The sequence below is a fragment of the Halomonas getboli genome, from assembly GCF_023094245.1.
Taxonomy (GTDB): Bacteria; Pseudomonadota; Gammaproteobacteria; order Pseudomonadales; family Halomonadaceae; genus Halomonas; species Halomonas getboli.
In genome coordinates, this window is the sequence record NZ_JALMEW010000005.1 from 1 (window position 1) to 16942 (window position 16942).

The window sequence follows — 16942 nt, forward strand, 5'->3', positions numbered from 1 at the left end:
CCCTTGCCGAACTCAGCAGTGAAACCGCTCAGCGCCGATGGTAGTGTGGGAGTTCCCATGTGAGAGTAGGTCATCGTCAGGCACTTATCCCGGAAAAGCCCCGGCCTCATCAGAGGTCGGGGCTTTTTTCATTGGGGGCGAGAAACGCCGGCGACGACCAGGCCTCGCGTGAAGGGATACTGAACCTCGCACCTCGCCCCTCGCTGAAAAACGCCCCGTCCTCATAAGAGGACGGGGCGTTTTGCGCTGTGGCTCAGGCGTGGGCGGCGTAGGCGTAGAGCAGCGTCTCCTGGGCGCTGATCGGGGCGGCGTCGCCGGGCGTCTGCTTGACGTAGGTGCCGTCGGGCTGCAATAGCCAGCTCTGGCAGTTGTCGACCAGGTAGGTCTCCAGGTCCTTGCGCACCTGGGCCGCCAGCTTCTTGTCGAGCAGCGGGAAGCAGGTCTCGACCCGGTGGAACATGTTGCGGGCCATGAAGTCGGCGCTGGAGCCCCAGGTCTCGGGCTTGCCGTCGTTATGGAAGTGGAACACCCGGGTATGCTCGAGGAAACGGCCGATGATCGAGCGCACCCGGATGGTCTCGGAGATGCCGGGCAGGCCAGGGCGCAGGCAGCACATGCCGCGGATGATCAGATCGCATTCCACCCCGGCCTGGGAGGCGCGATACAGGGCCTGGATCAGCTTGGGCTCGGTGAGGGAGTTGCACTTGATGATCAGGTGGGCACGCTTGCCCTTGCGGGCGTGCTCGGCCTCGCGGTCGATCATCGCCACCAGCCGCTCATGGAGGGTGAAAGGCGCGTGCAGCAGCTTCTCGATCTTGCGCGCCCGGCCCATACCGGAGAGCTGTTGGAACACCTTGTGCACGTCGGCGCACAGCACCGGATCGGCGGTCAGCAGGCTGTAGTCGGTATAGAGCTTGGCGGTCTTGGAGTGGTAGTTGCCGGTGCCGAGGTGGGCGTAGTGGCGCAGCTGGCCCTTCTCGCGGCGCACGATGTGCATCATCTTGGCGTGGGTCTTGTAGGCCATCACGCCGTAGATGACGATGGCGCCGGCTTCCTGCAGTCGCGAGGCCAGCGCCAGGTTGTCCGCCTCGTCGAAGCGCGCCCGCAGCTCGATCACCACCGTGACCTCCTTGCCGTTGCCGGCGGCCTCCACCAGGGCATTGACGATGGGGGAGTCGGCGCCGGTGCGGTAGAGGGTCTGCTTGATGGCCAGCACCTCGGGATCGCGGGCGGCCTCTCGCAGCATTTCCTCTACCGGCGAGAAGGAGTGGAAGGGGTGATGCAGCAGGATGTCCTGTTCGGCCGTGGCCTGCAGCACGCTGTCGCGCTTGCGCAGCGCCTTGGGCAGGCCGGGGGTGAAGGCGCGATAGCACAGCTCCGGGCGCTCCACCTCGCCCAGTACCGACATCATGCGGGTCAGGTTCACCGGACCGTTGACCCGGTAGAGATCGGCCTGTTCGAGCTTGAACAGCTTGAGCAGGAATTCGGTCAGCTCGTCGGGGCAGTTGTTGGCCACCTCGAGACGCACCCCACTGCCGTAGCGGCGCGAGAGCAGCTCGCCGCGCAGCGCCGAGGCCAGGTCCGAGACGTCCTCCGGGTCCACCGAGAGATCGGCGTTGCGGGTCAGTCGGAACTGGTAACAGCCGGTCACCTTCATGCCGGGGAACACTTCCTCGGCGTGAGCGTGAATCATCGACGACAGGAACACATACTCGGTGAAGCCTTCCTCGCAGAGTGCCTCGGGCAGGGCGATCACCCGCGGCAGGGAGCGCGGGGCGGGCAGAATCGCCAGGCCGCCCTCGCGGCCGAAGGCGTCCTTGCCCTCGAGCTCGACGATGAAGTTGAGGCTCTTGTTGACCAGGCGCGGGAAGGGATGCGAGGGATCGAGGCCGATGGGGCTGATCACCGGCATGATTTCGCTTTCGAAGTAGTCCCGGACCCAGGTCCGCTGGGCCTCGGTCCAGTCGCCGCGGCGGCGGAAGCGCAGGCCCTGGGCCTCGAGCGCGGGCAGCAGGGTGTCGTTGAGGATGTGGTACTGGCGATCCACCTGCTCGTGGGCGATCTGCGAGATCTCGCTGAGCACCGAGCGCGGCGAGCGGCCGTCGGCGCCGGAGGAGGCGTCTCCGACCATGATCTGGTTCTTCAGCCCGGCCACGCGGATCTCGAAGAACTCGTCCATGTTCGAGGAGAAGATCAGCAGGAACATCAGCCGGTTGAGCAGCGGGTGGGCCTCGTCGAGCGCCTGCTCCAGCACCCGCACGTTGAACTGCAGATGCGAGAGCTCGCGGTTGAAGTAGAGCCCGGGATCGGCGAGATCGGCCTCGGGATCCGGCAGCGCCTTGGGCTTGATGCCGGTGCGCGTCTGGTTGATGCGCGGCGCAGGGGCTTCGCTCGGAAGCTCGCCTCCCGCGGCGGGCTCAGGGGTGACGGGCGTGTCGGGGCTACGAGAGTCGTCCATGGGGTTACCCTGTCGTCGGCCGGAAGGGGTATCCCGTCCGGCGGTTAACCGTCGAGCAGTCTCGCCGCTCGCTTGGCGAAATAGGTCAGGATGCCGTCGGCGCCGGCGCGCTTGAAGCACGTCAGCGACTCGAGCATCACGGCATCGGCGTCCAGCCAGCCGTGGTCGTGCATGGCGTATTCGCCGCTCACCTGGTAGGCGAAGGTCGGGACCCTGAGCTCGTCCTTGAGGCGCCTCACCACGTCCAGATAGGGCATGCCCGGCTTGACCATCACCATGTCGGCGCCGGCCTCGGCGTGAGAGAGCACCTGCTTGAGCAGCGTCGCCACGGTGCGATCGTTCTGCACGTAGCCTGCCGCGTCGAGGATGCCGTCCTGTCCGTGGCTGGTGTAAGGAGCGAGCGCCACGTCGGTCATGATGCCGAGGTCGGGTATGGCCTCCTTGAGGGCACGTACGCTGCGCTGGACCAGCCCTGAAGCGCTGTAGGCCTCTTCGGCCAGCTCGCTCTACAGCGCCGGCTCCACCTCCGGAAACAGGGCCAGCGCCGGAATGCCCAGGGCATGCGCTTCACGCACTTCTTCGATCAGCAGGTCCAGCGACAGTCGCTCGACGCCTGGCATCGAGGGCACCGCTTCGCGCCTCGCCTCGCCGTCGAGCACGAACACCGGCCAGATCAGGTCGGCGGCGGTGAGGGTGTGCTCGCGCATCAGACGGCGCGAGAAGTCATCGCGTCGCATGCGCCGCGTGCGCGTGGCGGGATACTGGCGTGCGCCGGTGAAGCTCAAGGCGTTCTCTCCGAAGCGTTCTTGGCCGCCAGCAGCAAGTCTGGTAGCCGATGATGACAGAATGATGACGGTCACCGGGCGATGACGATCCTTCGAGTATATCAGTGCGCCTTGGCGCCGGAAGACGCGTCTTGTCGCGCTCCCGGCGACTCTCTAAAGTGGTGGCTTCATGTTCATCGGCCCCGTCGACGATCGGTGGGGGGCGCACAAGGAGACGCATAATGAGCAAGCAGGTGGCGGTCATTCTGTCGGGATGTGGTGTCCAGGATGGCTCTGAGATCTACGAGACCACCCTGACCCTGTTGCGTCTGGACCAGTTGGGGATCGGCTATCGCTGCTTCGCCCCCGACATCGACCAGCACGACGTGGTCGATCATCGCAGCGGCGAGACGGTCGAGGAGCGACGCAACGTGCTGACCGAGTCGGCGCGCCTGGCACGCGGCGAGATCGCTCCTCTGGCCGAGCTCGAGGCCGACGACTTCGACGCGGTCATCCTGCCGGGCGGCTTCGGCGCGGCCAAGAACCTCTCCAACTTCGCCGAGGCCGGTGCCGACATGGTGATCCACGAGGGCCTGGTAGAGGCTCTGGCCGAGTTCCACGAGGACCGCAAGCCGATCGGCCTGATGTGCATCGCGCCGGTGATGGTGCCGCGTCTGCTGGGGCCGGGCATCGCCGTGACCATCGGTCACGATCCGGGCGTGGCAGGCGCCATCAGCAGCATGGGCGGCCTGCATCGCAGCTGCGGCGTGGAGGATATCGTGGTCGACTTCGAGAACCGTGTGGTCACGACGCCGGCCTACATGCTGGCCACCCGCCTCGGCGAGGCGGCCACCGGCATCTTCAAGCTGGTGGATCGCATCGACGAGCTGATGGATCTCTGACCCGGGTGTGCGGAGTCAGTAGCGGGAAGAGCGGCGCGTCGCGCCTGGAAGCATGAAGCGGGAAGAAGAACGCCTCCCTGGCTTGGCCAGGGAGGCGTTTTTATCGGCTTGCTTTCGAGGTTCGAGCTTACGCCTCGCCGTCGGCCGCATCCTTCTCGCGCTTGCGGCGCACCAGGCGGCCGAACAGCAGGCCGACCTCGTAGAGCAGGTACATCGGCACCGCCAGCAGGCTCTGGGAGACCACGTCCGGCGGGGTCATCAGCATGCCGATCACGAAGCAGCCCAGCACCACATAGGGGCGCTTCTTCGCCAGGCTCTCCGCGGTGGTCGCCCCGGTGAGGATCAGCAGGAAGGTGGCGATCGGGATCTCGAAGGCCACGCCGAAGGCGAAGAACAGCTTGAGCACGAAGTTGAGATACTGGTTGATGTCGGTCATCACCGCCACGTTCTCCGGCCCGGTCTGGGTGAAGAACTGGAACAGCAGCGGGAAGACCACGTAGTAGGCGAAGGCGGCACCGGCATAGAACAGCGCCACGCTGGAGGCCAGCAGCGGCAGCGCCAGCGCCTTCTCGTTGTCGTACAGCCCCGGGGCGATGAAGGCCCAGGCCTGGTGCAGCACGAAGGGCACGGCGATGAACACCGCCACCACCAGGGTCAGCTTGAAGGGGGCCAGGAACGGCGAGGCCACCTCGGTGGCGATCATCTGCGAGCCTTCCGGCAGCAGCGCCATCAGCGGCTCGGCGACGAAGGCGTAGATGTCGTTGGCGAAGGCGTAGAGGCCAAGGAAGATGATCAGGATGGCGATCACCGCACGCAGCAGGCGCGAGCGCAGCTCGACCAGATGCTCGATCAGCGGGGCGTGACCCTGGCCGGGCCCCTGGGAGTCGTCGGTTTGGCTCATCGGGTAGAAGCGTCCTCGTGGGCGTCGGAGTCATCGGCCTGCCGGCGGGCAGTGCCCGTGGCGTCGTCGAGGCGCTGCTCGGAAGAGGCCTCGGACGGCTCGCGGCGTTCGGCGCTCGGCCGTTCGTCGCGAGCGTCGGTGTCCTCGACCGTACGCTCGACGTCGCGCTTGACCCGGTTGATGCCCTCGTCGAGCTTCTTCTGCTGCTCGTTGAGCTTCTGGCGCAGCTCTTCCGCCTCGAGCTGGGCGTTGATCTCGCGCTGCATGCCGGAGACGGTGCGCTTGATGCGGCCGATCCACAGCCCGGCGGTGCGGGCGGCCTTGGGCAGACGCTCGGGGCCCAGCACCAGCAGCGCCACCACGCCGATGATCAGGAGTTCGAGAAAGCCGATGTCGAACATGGCGGCTTACTTGCGCTCTTCCGATTCCTCGGCCTTGCGCTCGGCGTGGACGTCGTAGGTCTCGCCCTCGTCGTCGTGGCGCACCTGAGCCTGGGGCTTGTCGCCGTCCTCGCCCTTGTCCTCGTCGTTCATGGCCTTCTTGAAGCCCTTGACCGCACCGCCCAGATCGCCGCCGACGTTGCGCAGCTTCTTGGTGCCGAAGATCAGGATGATGATGCCGAGGACGATCAGGAGTTGCCAGATACTGATGCCGCCTAACATAGGAGATTCCTCAGGTTGCTGCGCCGGAGTCCGGCGTCGTTGTCTTATTGGCGCCGCGCGGCTTTCTCGTCGTGGCCGGAAAGGCCGAAGCGGCGGGACAGTTCGTCGAGGACCTCGCGATGGCTCAATCCCAGATGGGACAGCATCACCAGGCTGTGAAACCACAGGTCCGTCGTCTCGGCGACCAGCGCCTGACGTGCCGCCTCGTCGCCCCGCTCGGCATCCTTGGCCGCCAACAGCGTCTCGGTAGCTTCCTCGCCGACTTTCTCGAGTATCTTGTTCAGGCCCTTGTGATGCAAGCTGGCCACGTAAGAGTCGTCGGGAGCGGCCTGGCGGCGGCTGGTCAGGACCTCGTCGAGGCGGTCGAGAATATCGCTCATATGAGACGTTTCCGTTGCAGTGGTTGAATCAGTTCCAGGCCAGCAGCACCGCGCCAATGGCCGCCGCGCCGAGCACTGGCCAAGGCTGGCCGTCTGCCCATTGGACCAGCGGCTGCCAGGCGAGTGCCAGCGCCACGATCACGAGCCCCAGACGCAGGCGGCGCTGGCGCCTGCTTTGCCCTTCGAGGCGGCGCTGGATGGCGCCAATGGCCTCGCTCTGGCGCTGGCGCTGCTGGTGGCCGTGCTCGGCCCGGGCCAGGGCTTGGTGGGCGAGCACCGGCAGTTCCGGGAGCTGACGCGAGAGCTCGGGGGCCTGGCGCTTCATCGATTCCCACAGTCCGCGGGCCCCGGCTCGCTCCTTCATCCAGTCCTCCAGGTAGGGCTTGGCGGTGGCCCAGAGGTCGAGGTCCGGATACAGCTGGCGGCCCAGGCCCTCGATGTTGAGCAGGGTCTTCTGCAGCAGCACCAGCTGTGGCTGGACCTCCATGTTGAAGCGTCGGGCGGTCTGGAACAGCCCCAGCAGCACCTGGCCGAAGGAGATGTCCTTGAGCGGCTTCTCGAGGATCGGCTCGCACACGGTGCGCACCGCGGCGGCGAACTCATTGGCCCGGGTGTCCTCGCTGACCCAGCCCGACTCGATGTGCAGCGCCGCCACCTCGTAGTAGTCCTGGTGGAAGAAGGCCAGCAGGTTGCGCGCCAGGTAGTCCTGATCCTCGCGGGTCAGGCTGCCGACGATGCCACAGTCGATGGCGATGTACTGCGGATTCCAGGGCGTCTCGCGGGCGACGAAGATGTTGCCCGGGTGCATGTCGGCGTGGAAGAAGTTGTCGCGGAACACCTGGGTGAAGAAGATCTCCACGCCGCGCTCGGCCAGCCGGCGCAGGTCGGTGCCCTGGGCCTCCAGCGCCTCGAGGTCGGCCACCGGAATGCCGTGGATGCGCTCCTGGACCATCACCCGGCGGCGGGTCAGTTCCCAATGGATCGAGGGCACGAACAGCAGCGGCGAGCCCTTGAAGTTGCGCTTGAGCTGGGAGGTGTTGGCCGCTTCCTTGGTCAGGTCCAGCTCGTCGAACAGCGTCGACTCGTAGTCGCGCACGACCTCCACCGGACGCAGCCGGCGCGCCTCGGGGACGCGTGCCAGCAGGGCGGCCAGCCGGTACATCAGCGCCATGTCCTGGCGCATGACGCGCTCGATGCCGGGGCGGATGATCTTGACCACCACCTCCTCGCCGTCGGGCAGCCGGGCGGCGTGGACCTGGGCCACCGAGGCCGAGGCCAGCGGCTCGGGCGAGAACTCGGCGAAGGCCTGCTCCAGCGGCATGCCGAGCTCATCCTCGACCAGCCCGCGGGCGAGATGGCCGGGGAAGGGCGGCACCTGGTCCTGGAGGCGGCGCAGCTCGTCGCCGATGTCGTCGGGGAAGAGATCGCGCCGGGTCGACAGCACCTGGCCGAACTTGACGTAGATCGGCCCCAGGGTCTCCAGCGCCAGCCGCAGCCGCTCGCCGCGTGGACGCTGGCCTACCGGCACCAGCCGCAGCGGCGACAGGGCCAGCAGGCCGCGCAGCCACCAGGGCAGCCGCTCGCGGGGAATCAGGGTATCCAGGCGATAGCGGGTGACCACCCAGGCGATGCGCGCGAGCCGCCGGATCATGCGCCGTCTCCCTCGGTGGTGAGGCGTCGGCGCAGTCGCTCGAGGCGCGCCTCGAGGCGGTCGGTGGCAACTTCCAGCTCGGTGAGGTGGTCGCGCACCCCCTCGAACTGGTGGCGGCCGGGCAGCAGCCGGGCCTCCTCGAAGACGTACTCGGAGACGTCGGCGCACAGCTCCTGACGGGTGCGCAGGCCCCAGCGACCGAGGCTGCGAATGCCCTCGGCCAGGCTGTGAGCGGGCACATCGCCGAGCCAGTGGGCCAGCTCGCCCTCCCAGTCCAGGTCGAGGTCGAGCAGCAGGTCGCGGGTCGCCTCGAGCAGCGGGATATGGCCGCGCACCGCGAGCCTGCCCTGGAACATCAGCCGTTCCACCGAGGCGCCGCCGAGCAGCTCGCCCAGGGTCTCGGGGTCGAGTTCGACGACGGCATCGAAGGCGTTCTCAGGCTCGTCGTCCTGGCGCATCAGGTCCACGCCCTGGGCGTGATAGACCAGGGCCAGGGCCAGCGATGGAGACTCGAGGCGCACCAGCAGGCGCTGTCCGGCGAGGCGTTCCAATCGCGCGGGGGCAGCGGGGTCGCGGGCCAGCAGGGCATTGAGGCTGCGTTCGAGGCCGCCCAGCAGCAGGGTCGGGGTCAGCGCCATCTCGTCCTCACAGCTTGATGCCGCGGTGCAGGGCGACGATGCCGCCGGTGAGGTTGGTGTACTCGACCCGCTCCAGGCCGGCGTCCTCCATCATGCCCTTCAGGGTCTCCTGGTCGGGGTGCATGCGGATCGACTCGGCGAGGTAGCGATAGCTCTCGGCATCGCCGGCCACCAGCTCGCCCATCCGCGGCAGCAGTCGGAAGGAGTACTGGTCGTAGGCCTGACTCAGCAGCGCGTTGTCGGGCTTGGAGAACTCCAGCACCAGCAGCCGGCCGCCGGGCTTGAGCACCCGCGCCATGGAGCGCAGCGCGGCGTCCTTGTCGGTGACGTTGCGCAGGCCGAAGGCGATGGTGATGCAGTCGAAGGTGTTGTCCGGGAAGGGCAGGGTCTCGGCGTTGGCCTGGACGTACTCGACGTTGCCGCCGACGCCCCGATCGAGCAGCTTGTCGCGCCCGACCCGCAGCATCGACTCGTTGATGTCGGCCAGCACCACGCGCCCCCGGGGACCGACCAGACGCGAGAACTTCAGCGTCAGATCGCCGGTGCCGCCGGCGATGTCGAGCACGCTGTGGCCCGGGCGGACGCCGGCGCGTTCGATGGTCAGGCGCTTCCACACCCGGTGGATGCCGAACGACATCAGGTCGTTCATCACGTCGTAGCGGGCGGCCACCGAGTGGAAGACGTCGGCCACGCGGGAGGCCTTCTCGTCGACCGGAACTTCCTGGTAACCGAAGTGTGTGGTGCGCTTGTCGCTGGGGGTCATGCGAGGGAGGCTCCCGGGTCAGCTGCACAATGGGGGCGAGGCCGGCGGCCCCGCGTGTTGGGCCGCATTGTAGCGCCCCCCGGGGGGCCTTGTCTTGACGACGGAGGCGGTTGCCGGAGGGCTGATCTGCCGGATGCTGGCAGGAGGGGCGCCGCTGAAGGGGCGTAGAGGGGGTTTTTGGCCATGGATGGCCAAAGTAGCGCCCAGGGACGGGTTCATAGCGCCCCTCGAAGGTCCTTCGGCAGGTCAGCCCCGACCATCTTGGGACGCCCCTGGAGCCGTGCCGACGCTTAGAGTTGCTTGATCTCGATGCCCAGCGCTTCGCGCGAGGCCCCGGCGTCTTCGAGTCGCTGCAGGTAGTCGGCCCAGTTGGCCTCCTGGTGCTCGATCAGCTCGTGCAGGTAGTCCCAGCTGTAGAGGCCGCTGTCGTGGCCGTCGTCGAAGTGCAGCTTGAGCGCGTAGCGGCCGGCCTGGGTGATGTTGGCCAGGCCGACGTGCTTCTTGCCGACCTGCAGGGTCTCCTGCCCCTGGCCGTGGCCACGCACCTCGGCGGAGGGCGAGAAGACGCGCAGGTACTCTACCGACAGCCGGTGGCTCTCGCCGCCTTCATAGGTCAGCTCCAGCTCGCGGGCCTGCTTGTGGTAGTGCACCTTGGTGGGAATCGGGGCCGTCATGATGAGACTCCTGGCTTCGAGCTTCGAGCTTCGAGCTTCGAGCTTCGAGCTTCGAGCTTCGAGCTTCGAGCTTCGAGCCGCTGGAGCCCGAAGCTCGTCGTTCGTGGCTTAGAGGATATAGCGCGACAGGTCCTCGTCCATCGCCAGCTCGCCGAGCTGGGAGTCGACGTAGGCGGCGTCGATGGTCAGCGGGCTGCCCATGTCGCCGCCCTGGTAGGAGGCCTCCTCGAGCAGGCGCTCCATGACCGTGTGCAGGCGGCGGGCGCCGATGTTCTCGGTGCCTTCGTTGACCTTCCAGGCGATCTCGGCGATGCGCGCGATGCCGTCGTCGGTGAAGGTCACGTCCAGCCCTTCGGTGGCCATCAGCGACCGATACTGGCGGGTCAGCGCCGCAGACGGCTCGGTGAGGATGCGCTTGAAGTCGTCCGGCGTCAGGGCGTCGAGCTCGACGCGGATCGGCAGGCGTCCCTGCAGCTCGGGGATCAGGTCCGACGGGCGCGACAGGTGGAAGGCGCCGGAGGCGATGAACAGGATGTGATCGGTCTTCACCATGCCGTACTTGGTGGACACGGTGGAGCCCTCGATCAGCGGCAGCAGGTCGCGCTGCACGCCCTCGCGGGAGACCTCGCCGCCGCTGGAGTTGGCGCTGCCCTTGGCGACCTTGTCGAGCTCATCGAGGAACACGATGCCGTGCTGCTCGACCGCCTCGATGGCGCGGCTCTTGATGTCGTCCTCGTTGACCAGCTTGCCGGCCTCCTCGTCGCGCAGCAGCGCGAAGGCGTCCTTGACCGTCACCCGGCGTGTCTCGGTCTGCTGCTTGCCCATGCTGGAGAACAGGTTCTGCAGCTGGCTGGTCATCTCTTCCATGCCCGGCGGGGTGTTGATATCGAGGCCCTGGCCCTGGGGCGTGACCTGGATATCGATTTCCTTGTCGTCGAGCTGACCCTCGCGCAGCTTCTTGCGGAACGACTGGCGGGTGGCGTTCTCGGTGCGGGGCTCGTTCTCCTGGCCGCGAGGCGGCGGCAGCAGGGCGTCGAGGATGCGGTCCTCGGCGGCGTCCTCGGCGCGATGGCCGACCTCTTCCTTGGCCTGCTCGCGGACCAGCTTGATGGCGGCCTCGGTGAGATCGCGGATGATCGACTCGACGTCTCGGCCGACGTAGCCCACTTCGGTGAACTTGGTCGCTTCGACCTTGATGAAGGGCGCGCGGGCCAGCTTGGCCAGGCGGCGAGCGATCTCGGTCTTGCCGACGCCGGTGGGGCCGATCATCAGGATGTTCTTGGGCGTGACTTCCTGGCGCAGCTCGTCGTCGAGCTGCATGCGGCGCCAGCGGTTGCGCAGCGCCACGGCCACGGCACGCTTGGCGTCCTGCTGGCCGATGATGTACTGGTCCAGGGCGTGGACGATCTCGCGCGGGGTCATCTGGGTCATGATCAGAGCTCTTCCAGCGTGACGTTGTGGTTGGTGAACACGCAGATGTCGCCGGCGATCTCCAGCGACTTCTCGGTGATCTCGCGGGGCGAAAGCTCGGTGTTCTCGAGCAGCGCGCGGGCCGCGGACAGGGCGAAGTTGCCGCCGGAGCCGATGGCGATGATGCCGCGCTCGGGCTCCACCACGTCGCCGTTGCCGGTGATGATCAGCGAGGCGTTCTTGTCGGCCACGGCCAGCAGCGCCTCGAGGCGGCGCAGGGCACGGTCGGTGCGCCATTCCTTGGCCAGCTCCACGGCGGCCTTGGTCAGATGGCCCTGATACTTCTCGAGCTGGGCCTCGAAGCGCTCGAAGAGGGTGAAGGCGTCGGCGGTGCCGCCGGCGAAACCGGCCAGCACCTGGCCGCGATACAGGCGACGCACCTTGCTGGCGTTGCCCTTCATGACGGTATTGCCCAGCGACACCTGGCCGTCGCCGGCCAGCGCCACCTGGTCGCCGCGACGCACGGAAACGATCGTGGTCATGGAGGAGACTCTCCTTGTGGGGGCCTTCGGCTCCCGATGACTTTGGAACGGCTGAGCGAGGGCGAGGCGGGCGAGGGTGACGTTGAGCGTCGCACCGCCGGCCGCATCGCACAGCGATTCTCCACCGGCGCCGCGAGGGGCGGCGCCGTTTGTGAGCTGGAGGAAGAGGTATGGGCGGGCGGCCGGGAATTCAACCGCCGCGCCGTCACTGCAGCTGGATGAGCAGCGGCTCGATACCCTGGGTCGCCATCAGATCGCGCGCCCGGGACAGCTCGCGGCGATCCCGGTAGGGGCCGACCTGGACCCGGTGCCAGGTGGCGCCGTCGCCGGTCTGGACCTCGCTGATCTTGGCCAGCAGGCCGAAGTCCTTGAGCCGGCCGGCCAGCTGGCGGGCGTCGCGGGTCTCGCGGAAGGAGGCGGCCTGCAGCATGTAGCGCTTGCCGTCCTCGGCGCGCTGCGTCGTATCCTCGGCGGGCGCGCTGTTGGCGGCGATCACCTGGGCGATGGGGTCATCGGCCGAGACGGATTCGGCGCCGGTGTCGCCGCCATCGTCGTCGTCCTCCTCCTTGGCCGGCCGCGGGGGCGGCGTGGCTGTGGAGGAGGCCGCTTGCTCGCCGGGAGCGATGACCTCGGACTCCGGCAGCAGGGTGTAGAACTCGAAGGTCGGCATCGGCGGCTCGTCGTCCGCCGGCGACTGGCCGCCGGACTGACCCTGGCTCTCGCCCGCGGTCATCGCCGGGGAAGTATCCGGACCGTCCTGCCAGGGCGCGGTACCGTGCTGGTGCTGCGAGATCAAAAAGCCGGCCACCAGTCCGGCCAGCCCCCAGAGCCAGCCGGGCACGCCGCGCCGCGGAGCGGGTGACTTGGCGGGGGCCTTGCGGGAGCTGGTGGCGCCTCGCTTGCGGCCGTTGGCGGCGGGCTTGCGGCTGGCCATGGTTTACATCTCCTCGGGGGCGCCGACGCCCATCAGGTCGAGGCCGTTGCGCAGTACCTGGCGGGCGGCCAGGAACAGCGCCATGCGGGCGTTGCGCAGGGCGTCGTCCTCGACCATCACCTTGACGGCGTTGTAGCAGGTGTGGAACTCGGCGGCGAGATCGAGCAGATACTGGGCGATCTGCTGCGGCTCGCGGCTGGCCGCGGCGTGGGCGACCACCTCCGGGTAGCGGGCCAGGCGATTCATCAGCGCCTTTTCCTGCTCGGCCTCGAGGCGCGCCAGGTGATCCATGGCCTGGGCATGGTCGAACGCCTGGTCGGCGGACTCGGCCTTGCGCAGCATGCTGCACACCCGGGCGTGGGCGTACTGCACGTAGTAGACCGGGTTGTCATTGGACTGCGAGCGGGCCAGGTCGATGTCGAAGGTCAACTGGGAGTCGGCGCGGCGTGCGGCGAGGAAGAAGCGCGTGGCGTCGCGGCCGACCTCGTCGATCAGGTCGCGCACGGTGACGTAGCTGCCGGCGCGCTTGGAGAGTTTCACCTCCACGCCGGAGCGGGTGACCATCACCATCTGGTGCAGCACGTAGTCCGGCCAGCCCTGGGGAATGCCGGCCTCCAGCGCCTGCAGCCCGGCGCGCACGCGGGTCACCGTGGAGTGGTGGTCGGCGCCCTGCTCGTTGATCACGGTGGTGAAGCCGCGCTGCCACTTGTCGAGGTGATAGGCCACGTCGGGCAGGAAGTAGGTGTAGTGGCCGTCCTGCTTGCGCATCACCCGGTCCTTGTCGTCACCGAAGTCGGTGGTGCGCAGCCAGGTGGCGCCGTCCTGCTCGTAGGTGTGGCCCTTCTCGGCGAGGCGCTCGGCGGTGGCCGCCACCTTGCCGTCGCGGTACAGCGAGGACTCGAGGAAGTAGACGTCGAACTCGACGCCGAAGGCGCGCAGGTCGAGGTCCTGCTCGCGGCGCAGGTAGGCCACGGCGAACTCGCGGATGGCGTCCAGATCGTCCGGGTCGGCGGCGCCGGTGACGTGGCGGTCGTCGGCGTGGATGGTGTCGCCGGCCAGATAGCTGTTGGCCACGTCGATGATGTAGCCGCCGCGGTAGCCGTCGGCCGGCCAGCCGTCGTCCTCGGGGTCGATGCCCTTCACACGGGCCTGCACCGAGAGCGCCAGGTTGGCGATCTGGGCGCCGGCGTCGTTGTAGTAGAACTCGCGAGTGACGTCATAGCCCACCGCCTCGAGCAGGCGGCAGATGCTGTCGCCGATGGCCGCGCCTCGCCCGTGGCCGACGTGCAGCGGGCCGGTGGGGTTGGCGGAGACGAACTCCACCTGGACCTTCTGACCCTGGCCGGTGAGGCTGCGGCCGAAGGTGTCGCCCTGGTCCAGCACCTGGCGGATGACCTGGGCCGCGGCGTCGGTGGCGGCGAAGAAGTTGATGAAGCCGGGGCCGGCGATCTCGATCCTGGACACGGCGTCGCTTGCCGGCAGCGCCTCGACCAGCGCCTCGGCCAGTTCGCGGGGCTTCCTGCCGGCGGGCTTGGCCAGCATCAGCGCCAGGTTGGTGGCGTAGTCGCCGTGGGCCTTGTCCTTGGTCGGGTCGACCTTGATGGTCGGGGCGAGCTCGGAGGGCAGGACGTCCTGGCGCTTGAGTTCGTCCAGGGCGCCCTCCAGCAGGGAGATGATGGTGTCTTTCATGGGGAATCTGATGTCCTGTGGCGCGGGCGGGTCGAACGCCCGTCGGCGGGCATTTGGCCGCACATTATCGACAATTGCGCGCGGGCTTTAAACCCTAGCCTCGGCTTCGGGCTTCGGGCTTCGGGCTTCGGGCTTCGGGCTTCGGGCTTCGGGCTTCGGGCTTAAGCTATTGCCTCGCCCCTCGCCCCTCGCCCCTCGCCCCTCGCCCCTATCGTTACGCCAGCGTCTGCGGATCGATATCCAGCGACCAGCGCACCCGCCGCGCTGCGGGCTCGGCCTCCAGCCAGGCGATCAGCCAGGCGCCGGCCTCGTGGAGTCGGCTGCGCTTGTCGGCGCCGAGCATCACCTGCAGGTGGTAGCGGTTCTGGCGGCGCTCCATGGGCGCCGGCACCGGGCCCAGGCAGTCCACGTCCAGCCCTCGTGCCTTCAGGTGCGCGCGCAGCGCCTCGGCGGCGCGGCCGCCGAGCTCGGTGACGGCCGCCTCCAGGGCGCCTTCCAGGCGCAGCAGCGCCAGGAAGCGAAACGGCGGCAGGGCGGCGACGCGGCGTTCCTCTAGCAGCTGCTCGGCCAGGGCGTCGTAGCCGCGCGCCGAGAGCAGCCGCAGATGCGGGTCGTCGGCGTGCATGGTCTGCACCAGCACGCGGCCCGGATGGGCGGCGCGCCCGGCGCGGCCGGCCACCTGCTCGAGCAGCTGGGCGCTGTGTTCCAGGGCGCGGAAGTCGCTGGCGTAGAGGCCGGCGTCGGCGTTGACCACGACCACCAGGGTGACGTGGGGCAGGTGATGGCCCTTGGCCAGCATCTGGGTGCCCACCAGCAGGCAGGCCTCGCCGCGGCGGACCTCGGTGAGGGTCTGCTCGAGGGCATCGCGGCGACGGGTGCTGTCGCGGTCGATGCGGTGCACCGGGACGTCGGGGAAGCGTTCAGCCAGGGTCTCCTCGGTGCGCTCGGTGCCGCTGCCCAGCGGTCGCAGGTCGGCGCTGCCGCAGTCGGGGCAGGCATCGGGCAGGGCCTGGCGATGATCGCAGTGATGGCAGGCCAGCAGCGGCGGCTGGCGATGCAGCGTCAGCCGGGCGTCGCAGTGGGTGCACTCGGCGATCCAGCCGCAGGCGTGGCAGCTGAGCGTCGGGGCGAAGCCGCGGCGGTTGATGAACACCAGCACCTGATGACCGGCGGTCAGGGTCTCCTCGATGGCCTCGAGCACCGGGGGAATCAGCCCGCCGCGGCGGGTGCGGCCGCGCAGGTCGGTCAGCTCCAGGCGCGCCGGGGCATGGCGGCTGGCGCGCTGGGTCAGGCGCAGATGGCGGTAATCGCCGCACTGGGCGCGGTGCAGGGTCTCCAGCGACGGCGTGGCGCTGCCCAGCACCAGCGGGATGCCGTGATGATGGGCGCGGGCCACGGCCAGGTCGCGGGCGTGGTAGCGCAGCCCCTCCTGCTGCTTGAAGGAGCCGTCGTGCTCCTCGTCGACGATGATCGCGCCGGGCGCGGCCAGTGGCGTGAAGATTGCCGAGCGGGTGCCGATGACGATCGGCGCCCGGCCGCTGGTCGCGGCCTCCCAGGCGTCGAGTCGCTCGTGATCGGTGAGCCCGGAGTGCAGCGCCACCACCGGTACCCGGAAACGGCGCTTGAAGCGTGCCAGGGTCTGCGGCGTCAGGCCGATCTCGGGCACCAGCACCAGGGCCTGGCGGCCGCGGCCGACCACCGCCTCGATCAGCTGCAGATAGACTTCGGTCTTGCCGCTGCCGGTGACGCCGTGCAGCAGGCAGGGATGATAGGCGTCCAGCCCCTCGCGCAGGGCGGCGAGGGCGGCGGCCTGCTCGCGGTTGAGCGGCAGCACAGGCTCGGCCAGCAGCGGGCCCCCGGCGTCGGCGGGGCCGGTGCGCGGCTCCTCGCGCCGGGTGACCAGTCCCTTCTTCTCCAGGGCCTGGAGCTGAGGGCGGGTGAAGGACTGGGCGAAGATGGCCTGGGCGAGCAGCCCTTGAGGATGCTGGCGCAGCATGGCCAGCAGCTCGGCCTGGCGCGGCGCCCGGGCGAGGCTTTCCGGGGCCTCGCTGGCGCCGGCCTCGGTGACCTGCCAGCGCTCCCGGGTGCGCGCCTCCAGGGCGCGCCCCTGGCGCAGCAGCGCGGGCAGCGCCTGGTGCAGGGTGTCGCCGGGGGCATGCTGGTAGTAGCGGGCGGTGAAGCGGCACAGCCACAGCCAGTCCGCCGGCAGGGGAGCGTCGTCGAGGCGATCGTCGATCGGCCTGAGCCTGGCCAGCGGCAGGTCGCTGGTCTCGCGGCACTCCATCACCACGCCGATCACACGGCGCGGGCCGAAGGGCACCCGCACGCGCAGTCCCGGCTGCCAGCCGCCTTCCGGCGGCGCGCCGGCGGGGCGATAGTCGAACAGACGGCGCAGCGGGGAGGGCACGGCAACGCCCAGCACGGCGGGGGAGGAAACGGACAATTGGCCTCCGAGGACGGCTCTGCTAGAATACTTGGCCGCCGCGTCACCCTCGGTGTGGAGCGGCGCCCGGTTTGAACGTTCAGACAATCCGTATGCGGTGCCTGGCATGGGATCAGGTGGCGGCATACAGC

Annotated in this window: 15 protein-coding genes, 1 rRNA gene and 1 pseudogene; 2 read left to right on the plus strand and 15 right to left on the minus strand. The window is 68.7% G+C overall.

What is annotated here, in order from left to right; translation table 11 throughout:
- Positions 1 to 82 (plus strand): 5S ribosomal RNA (gene rrf, locus MYL53_RS17370); the annotation flags it as partial.
- Positions 83 to 253: 171 nt separating this feature from the next.
- Here rrf and ppk1 read toward each other — a convergent pair.
- Positions 254 to 2458: a polyphosphate kinase 1 gene (ppk1, locus tag MYL53_RS11250; protein WP_247854036.1), complete on the minus strand. Its 2205-nt coding sequence runs from the start codon at positions 2456 to 2458 to the stop codon at positions 254 to 256.
- 44 nt (positions 2459 to 2502) lie between these two features.
- Positions 2503 to 3243: pseudogene (locus tag MYL53_RS11255) on the minus strand (hypothetical protein).
- Positions 3244 to 3464: 221 nt separating this feature from the next.
- On the opposite strand from MYL53_RS11255, the gene elbB reads away from it, so the two are divergent.
- Complete coding sequence (elbB, locus tag MYL53_RS11260; protein WP_247854038.1) at positions 3465 to 4124, plus strand: isoprenoid biosynthesis glyoxalase ElbB; 660 nt, start codon at positions 3465 to 3467, stop codon at positions 4122 to 4124.
- A 127-nt stretch (positions 4125 to 4251) separates the two neighbouring features.
- Here elbB and tatC read toward each other — a convergent pair whose 3' ends face one another.
- From tatC to MYL53_RS11325, 13 genes are all read right to left on the minus strand, one after another.
- The gene (gene tatC / locus MYL53_RS11265; protein WP_247854040.1) at positions 4252 to 5025 is read right to left on the minus strand and encodes a twin-arginine translocase subunit TatC; all 774 of its coding nucleotides are present in this window, start codon (positions 5023 to 5025) and stop codon (positions 4252 to 4254) included.
- Entirely contained in the window at positions 5022 to 5426 is a 405-nt protein-coding gene (tatB, locus tag MYL53_RS11270) for a Sec-independent protein translocase protein TatB (RefSeq protein WP_247854042.1), read from the minus strand. The genes tatC and tatB overlap by 4 nt, the downstream gene beginning before the upstream one ends.
- Positions 5427 to 5432: 6 nt before the next feature.
- The gene (gene tatA / locus MYL53_RS11275) at positions 5433 to 5687 is read right to left on the minus strand and encodes a Sec-independent protein translocase subunit TatA (protein ID WP_247854044.1); all 255 of its coding nucleotides are present in this window, start codon (positions 5685 to 5687) and stop codon (positions 5433 to 5435) included.
- A gap of 44 nt (positions 5688 to 5731) precedes the next feature.
- Entirely contained in the window at positions 5732 to 6067 is a 336-nt protein-coding gene (locus MYL53_RS11280; RefSeq protein WP_247854046.1) for a phosphoribosyl-ATP diphosphatase, read from the minus strand.
- A 28-nt stretch (positions 6068 to 6095) separates the two neighbouring features.
- A complete protein-coding gene (gene ubiB, locus MYL53_RS11285; protein WP_247854048.1) occupies positions 6096 to 7718 on the minus strand; it encodes a ubiquinone biosynthesis regulatory protein kinase UbiB in 1623 nt (540 codons plus the stop codon).
- On the minus strand, positions 7715 to 8356 hold the full coding sequence (locus tag MYL53_RS11290; protein WP_247854050.1) for a ubiquinone biosynthesis accessory factor UbiJ: 642 nt from the start codon (positions 8354 to 8356) through the stop codon (positions 7715 to 7717). The genes ubiB and MYL53_RS11290 overlap by 4 nt, the downstream gene beginning before the upstream one ends.
- A 7-nt stretch (positions 8357 to 8363) precedes the next feature.
- Positions 8364 to 9119, minus strand: a complete 756-nt coding sequence (ubiE, locus tag MYL53_RS11295; RefSeq protein WP_247854052.1) for a bifunctional demethylmenaquinone methyltransferase/2-methoxy-6-polyprenyl-1,4-benzoquinol methylase UbiE — start codon at positions 9117 to 9119, stop codon at positions 8364 to 8366.
- A 290-nt stretch (positions 9120 to 9409) separates the two neighbouring features.
- Complete coding sequence (locus MYL53_RS11300) at positions 9410 to 9793, minus strand: gamma-butyrobetaine hydroxylase family protein (protein WP_247854054.1); 384 nt, start codon at positions 9791 to 9793, stop codon at positions 9410 to 9412.
- Between the two features lie 108 nt (positions 9794 to 9901).
- Entirely contained in the window at positions 9902 to 11224 is a 1323-nt protein-coding gene (gene hslU, locus MYL53_RS11305; protein WP_247854056.1) for an ATP-dependent protease ATPase subunit HslU, read from the minus strand.
- 2 nt (positions 11225 to 11226) lie between these two features.
- Positions 11227 to 11745, minus strand: a complete 519-nt coding sequence (hslV, locus tag MYL53_RS11310; RefSeq protein WP_016853485.1) for an ATP-dependent protease subunit HslV — start codon at positions 11743 to 11745, stop codon at positions 11227 to 11229.
- 205 nt (positions 11746 to 11950) lie between these two features.
- Complete coding sequence (locus MYL53_RS11315; RefSeq protein WP_247854058.1) at positions 11951 to 12679, minus strand: SPOR domain-containing protein; 729 nt, start codon at positions 12677 to 12679, stop codon at positions 11951 to 11953.
- Between the two features lie 3 nt (positions 12680 to 12682).
- Entirely contained in the window at positions 12683 to 14368 is a 1686-nt protein-coding gene (gene argS / locus MYL53_RS11320; RefSeq protein WP_247854060.1) for an arginine--tRNA ligase, read from the minus strand.
- A gap of 214 nt (positions 14369 to 14582) precedes the next feature.
- Positions 14583 to 16937: a primosomal protein N' gene (locus MYL53_RS11325; protein WP_247854062.1), complete on the minus strand. Its 2355-nt coding sequence runs from the start codon at positions 16935 to 16937 to the stop codon at positions 14583 to 14585.
- Positions 16938 to 16942 lie beyond the last annotated feature (5 nt).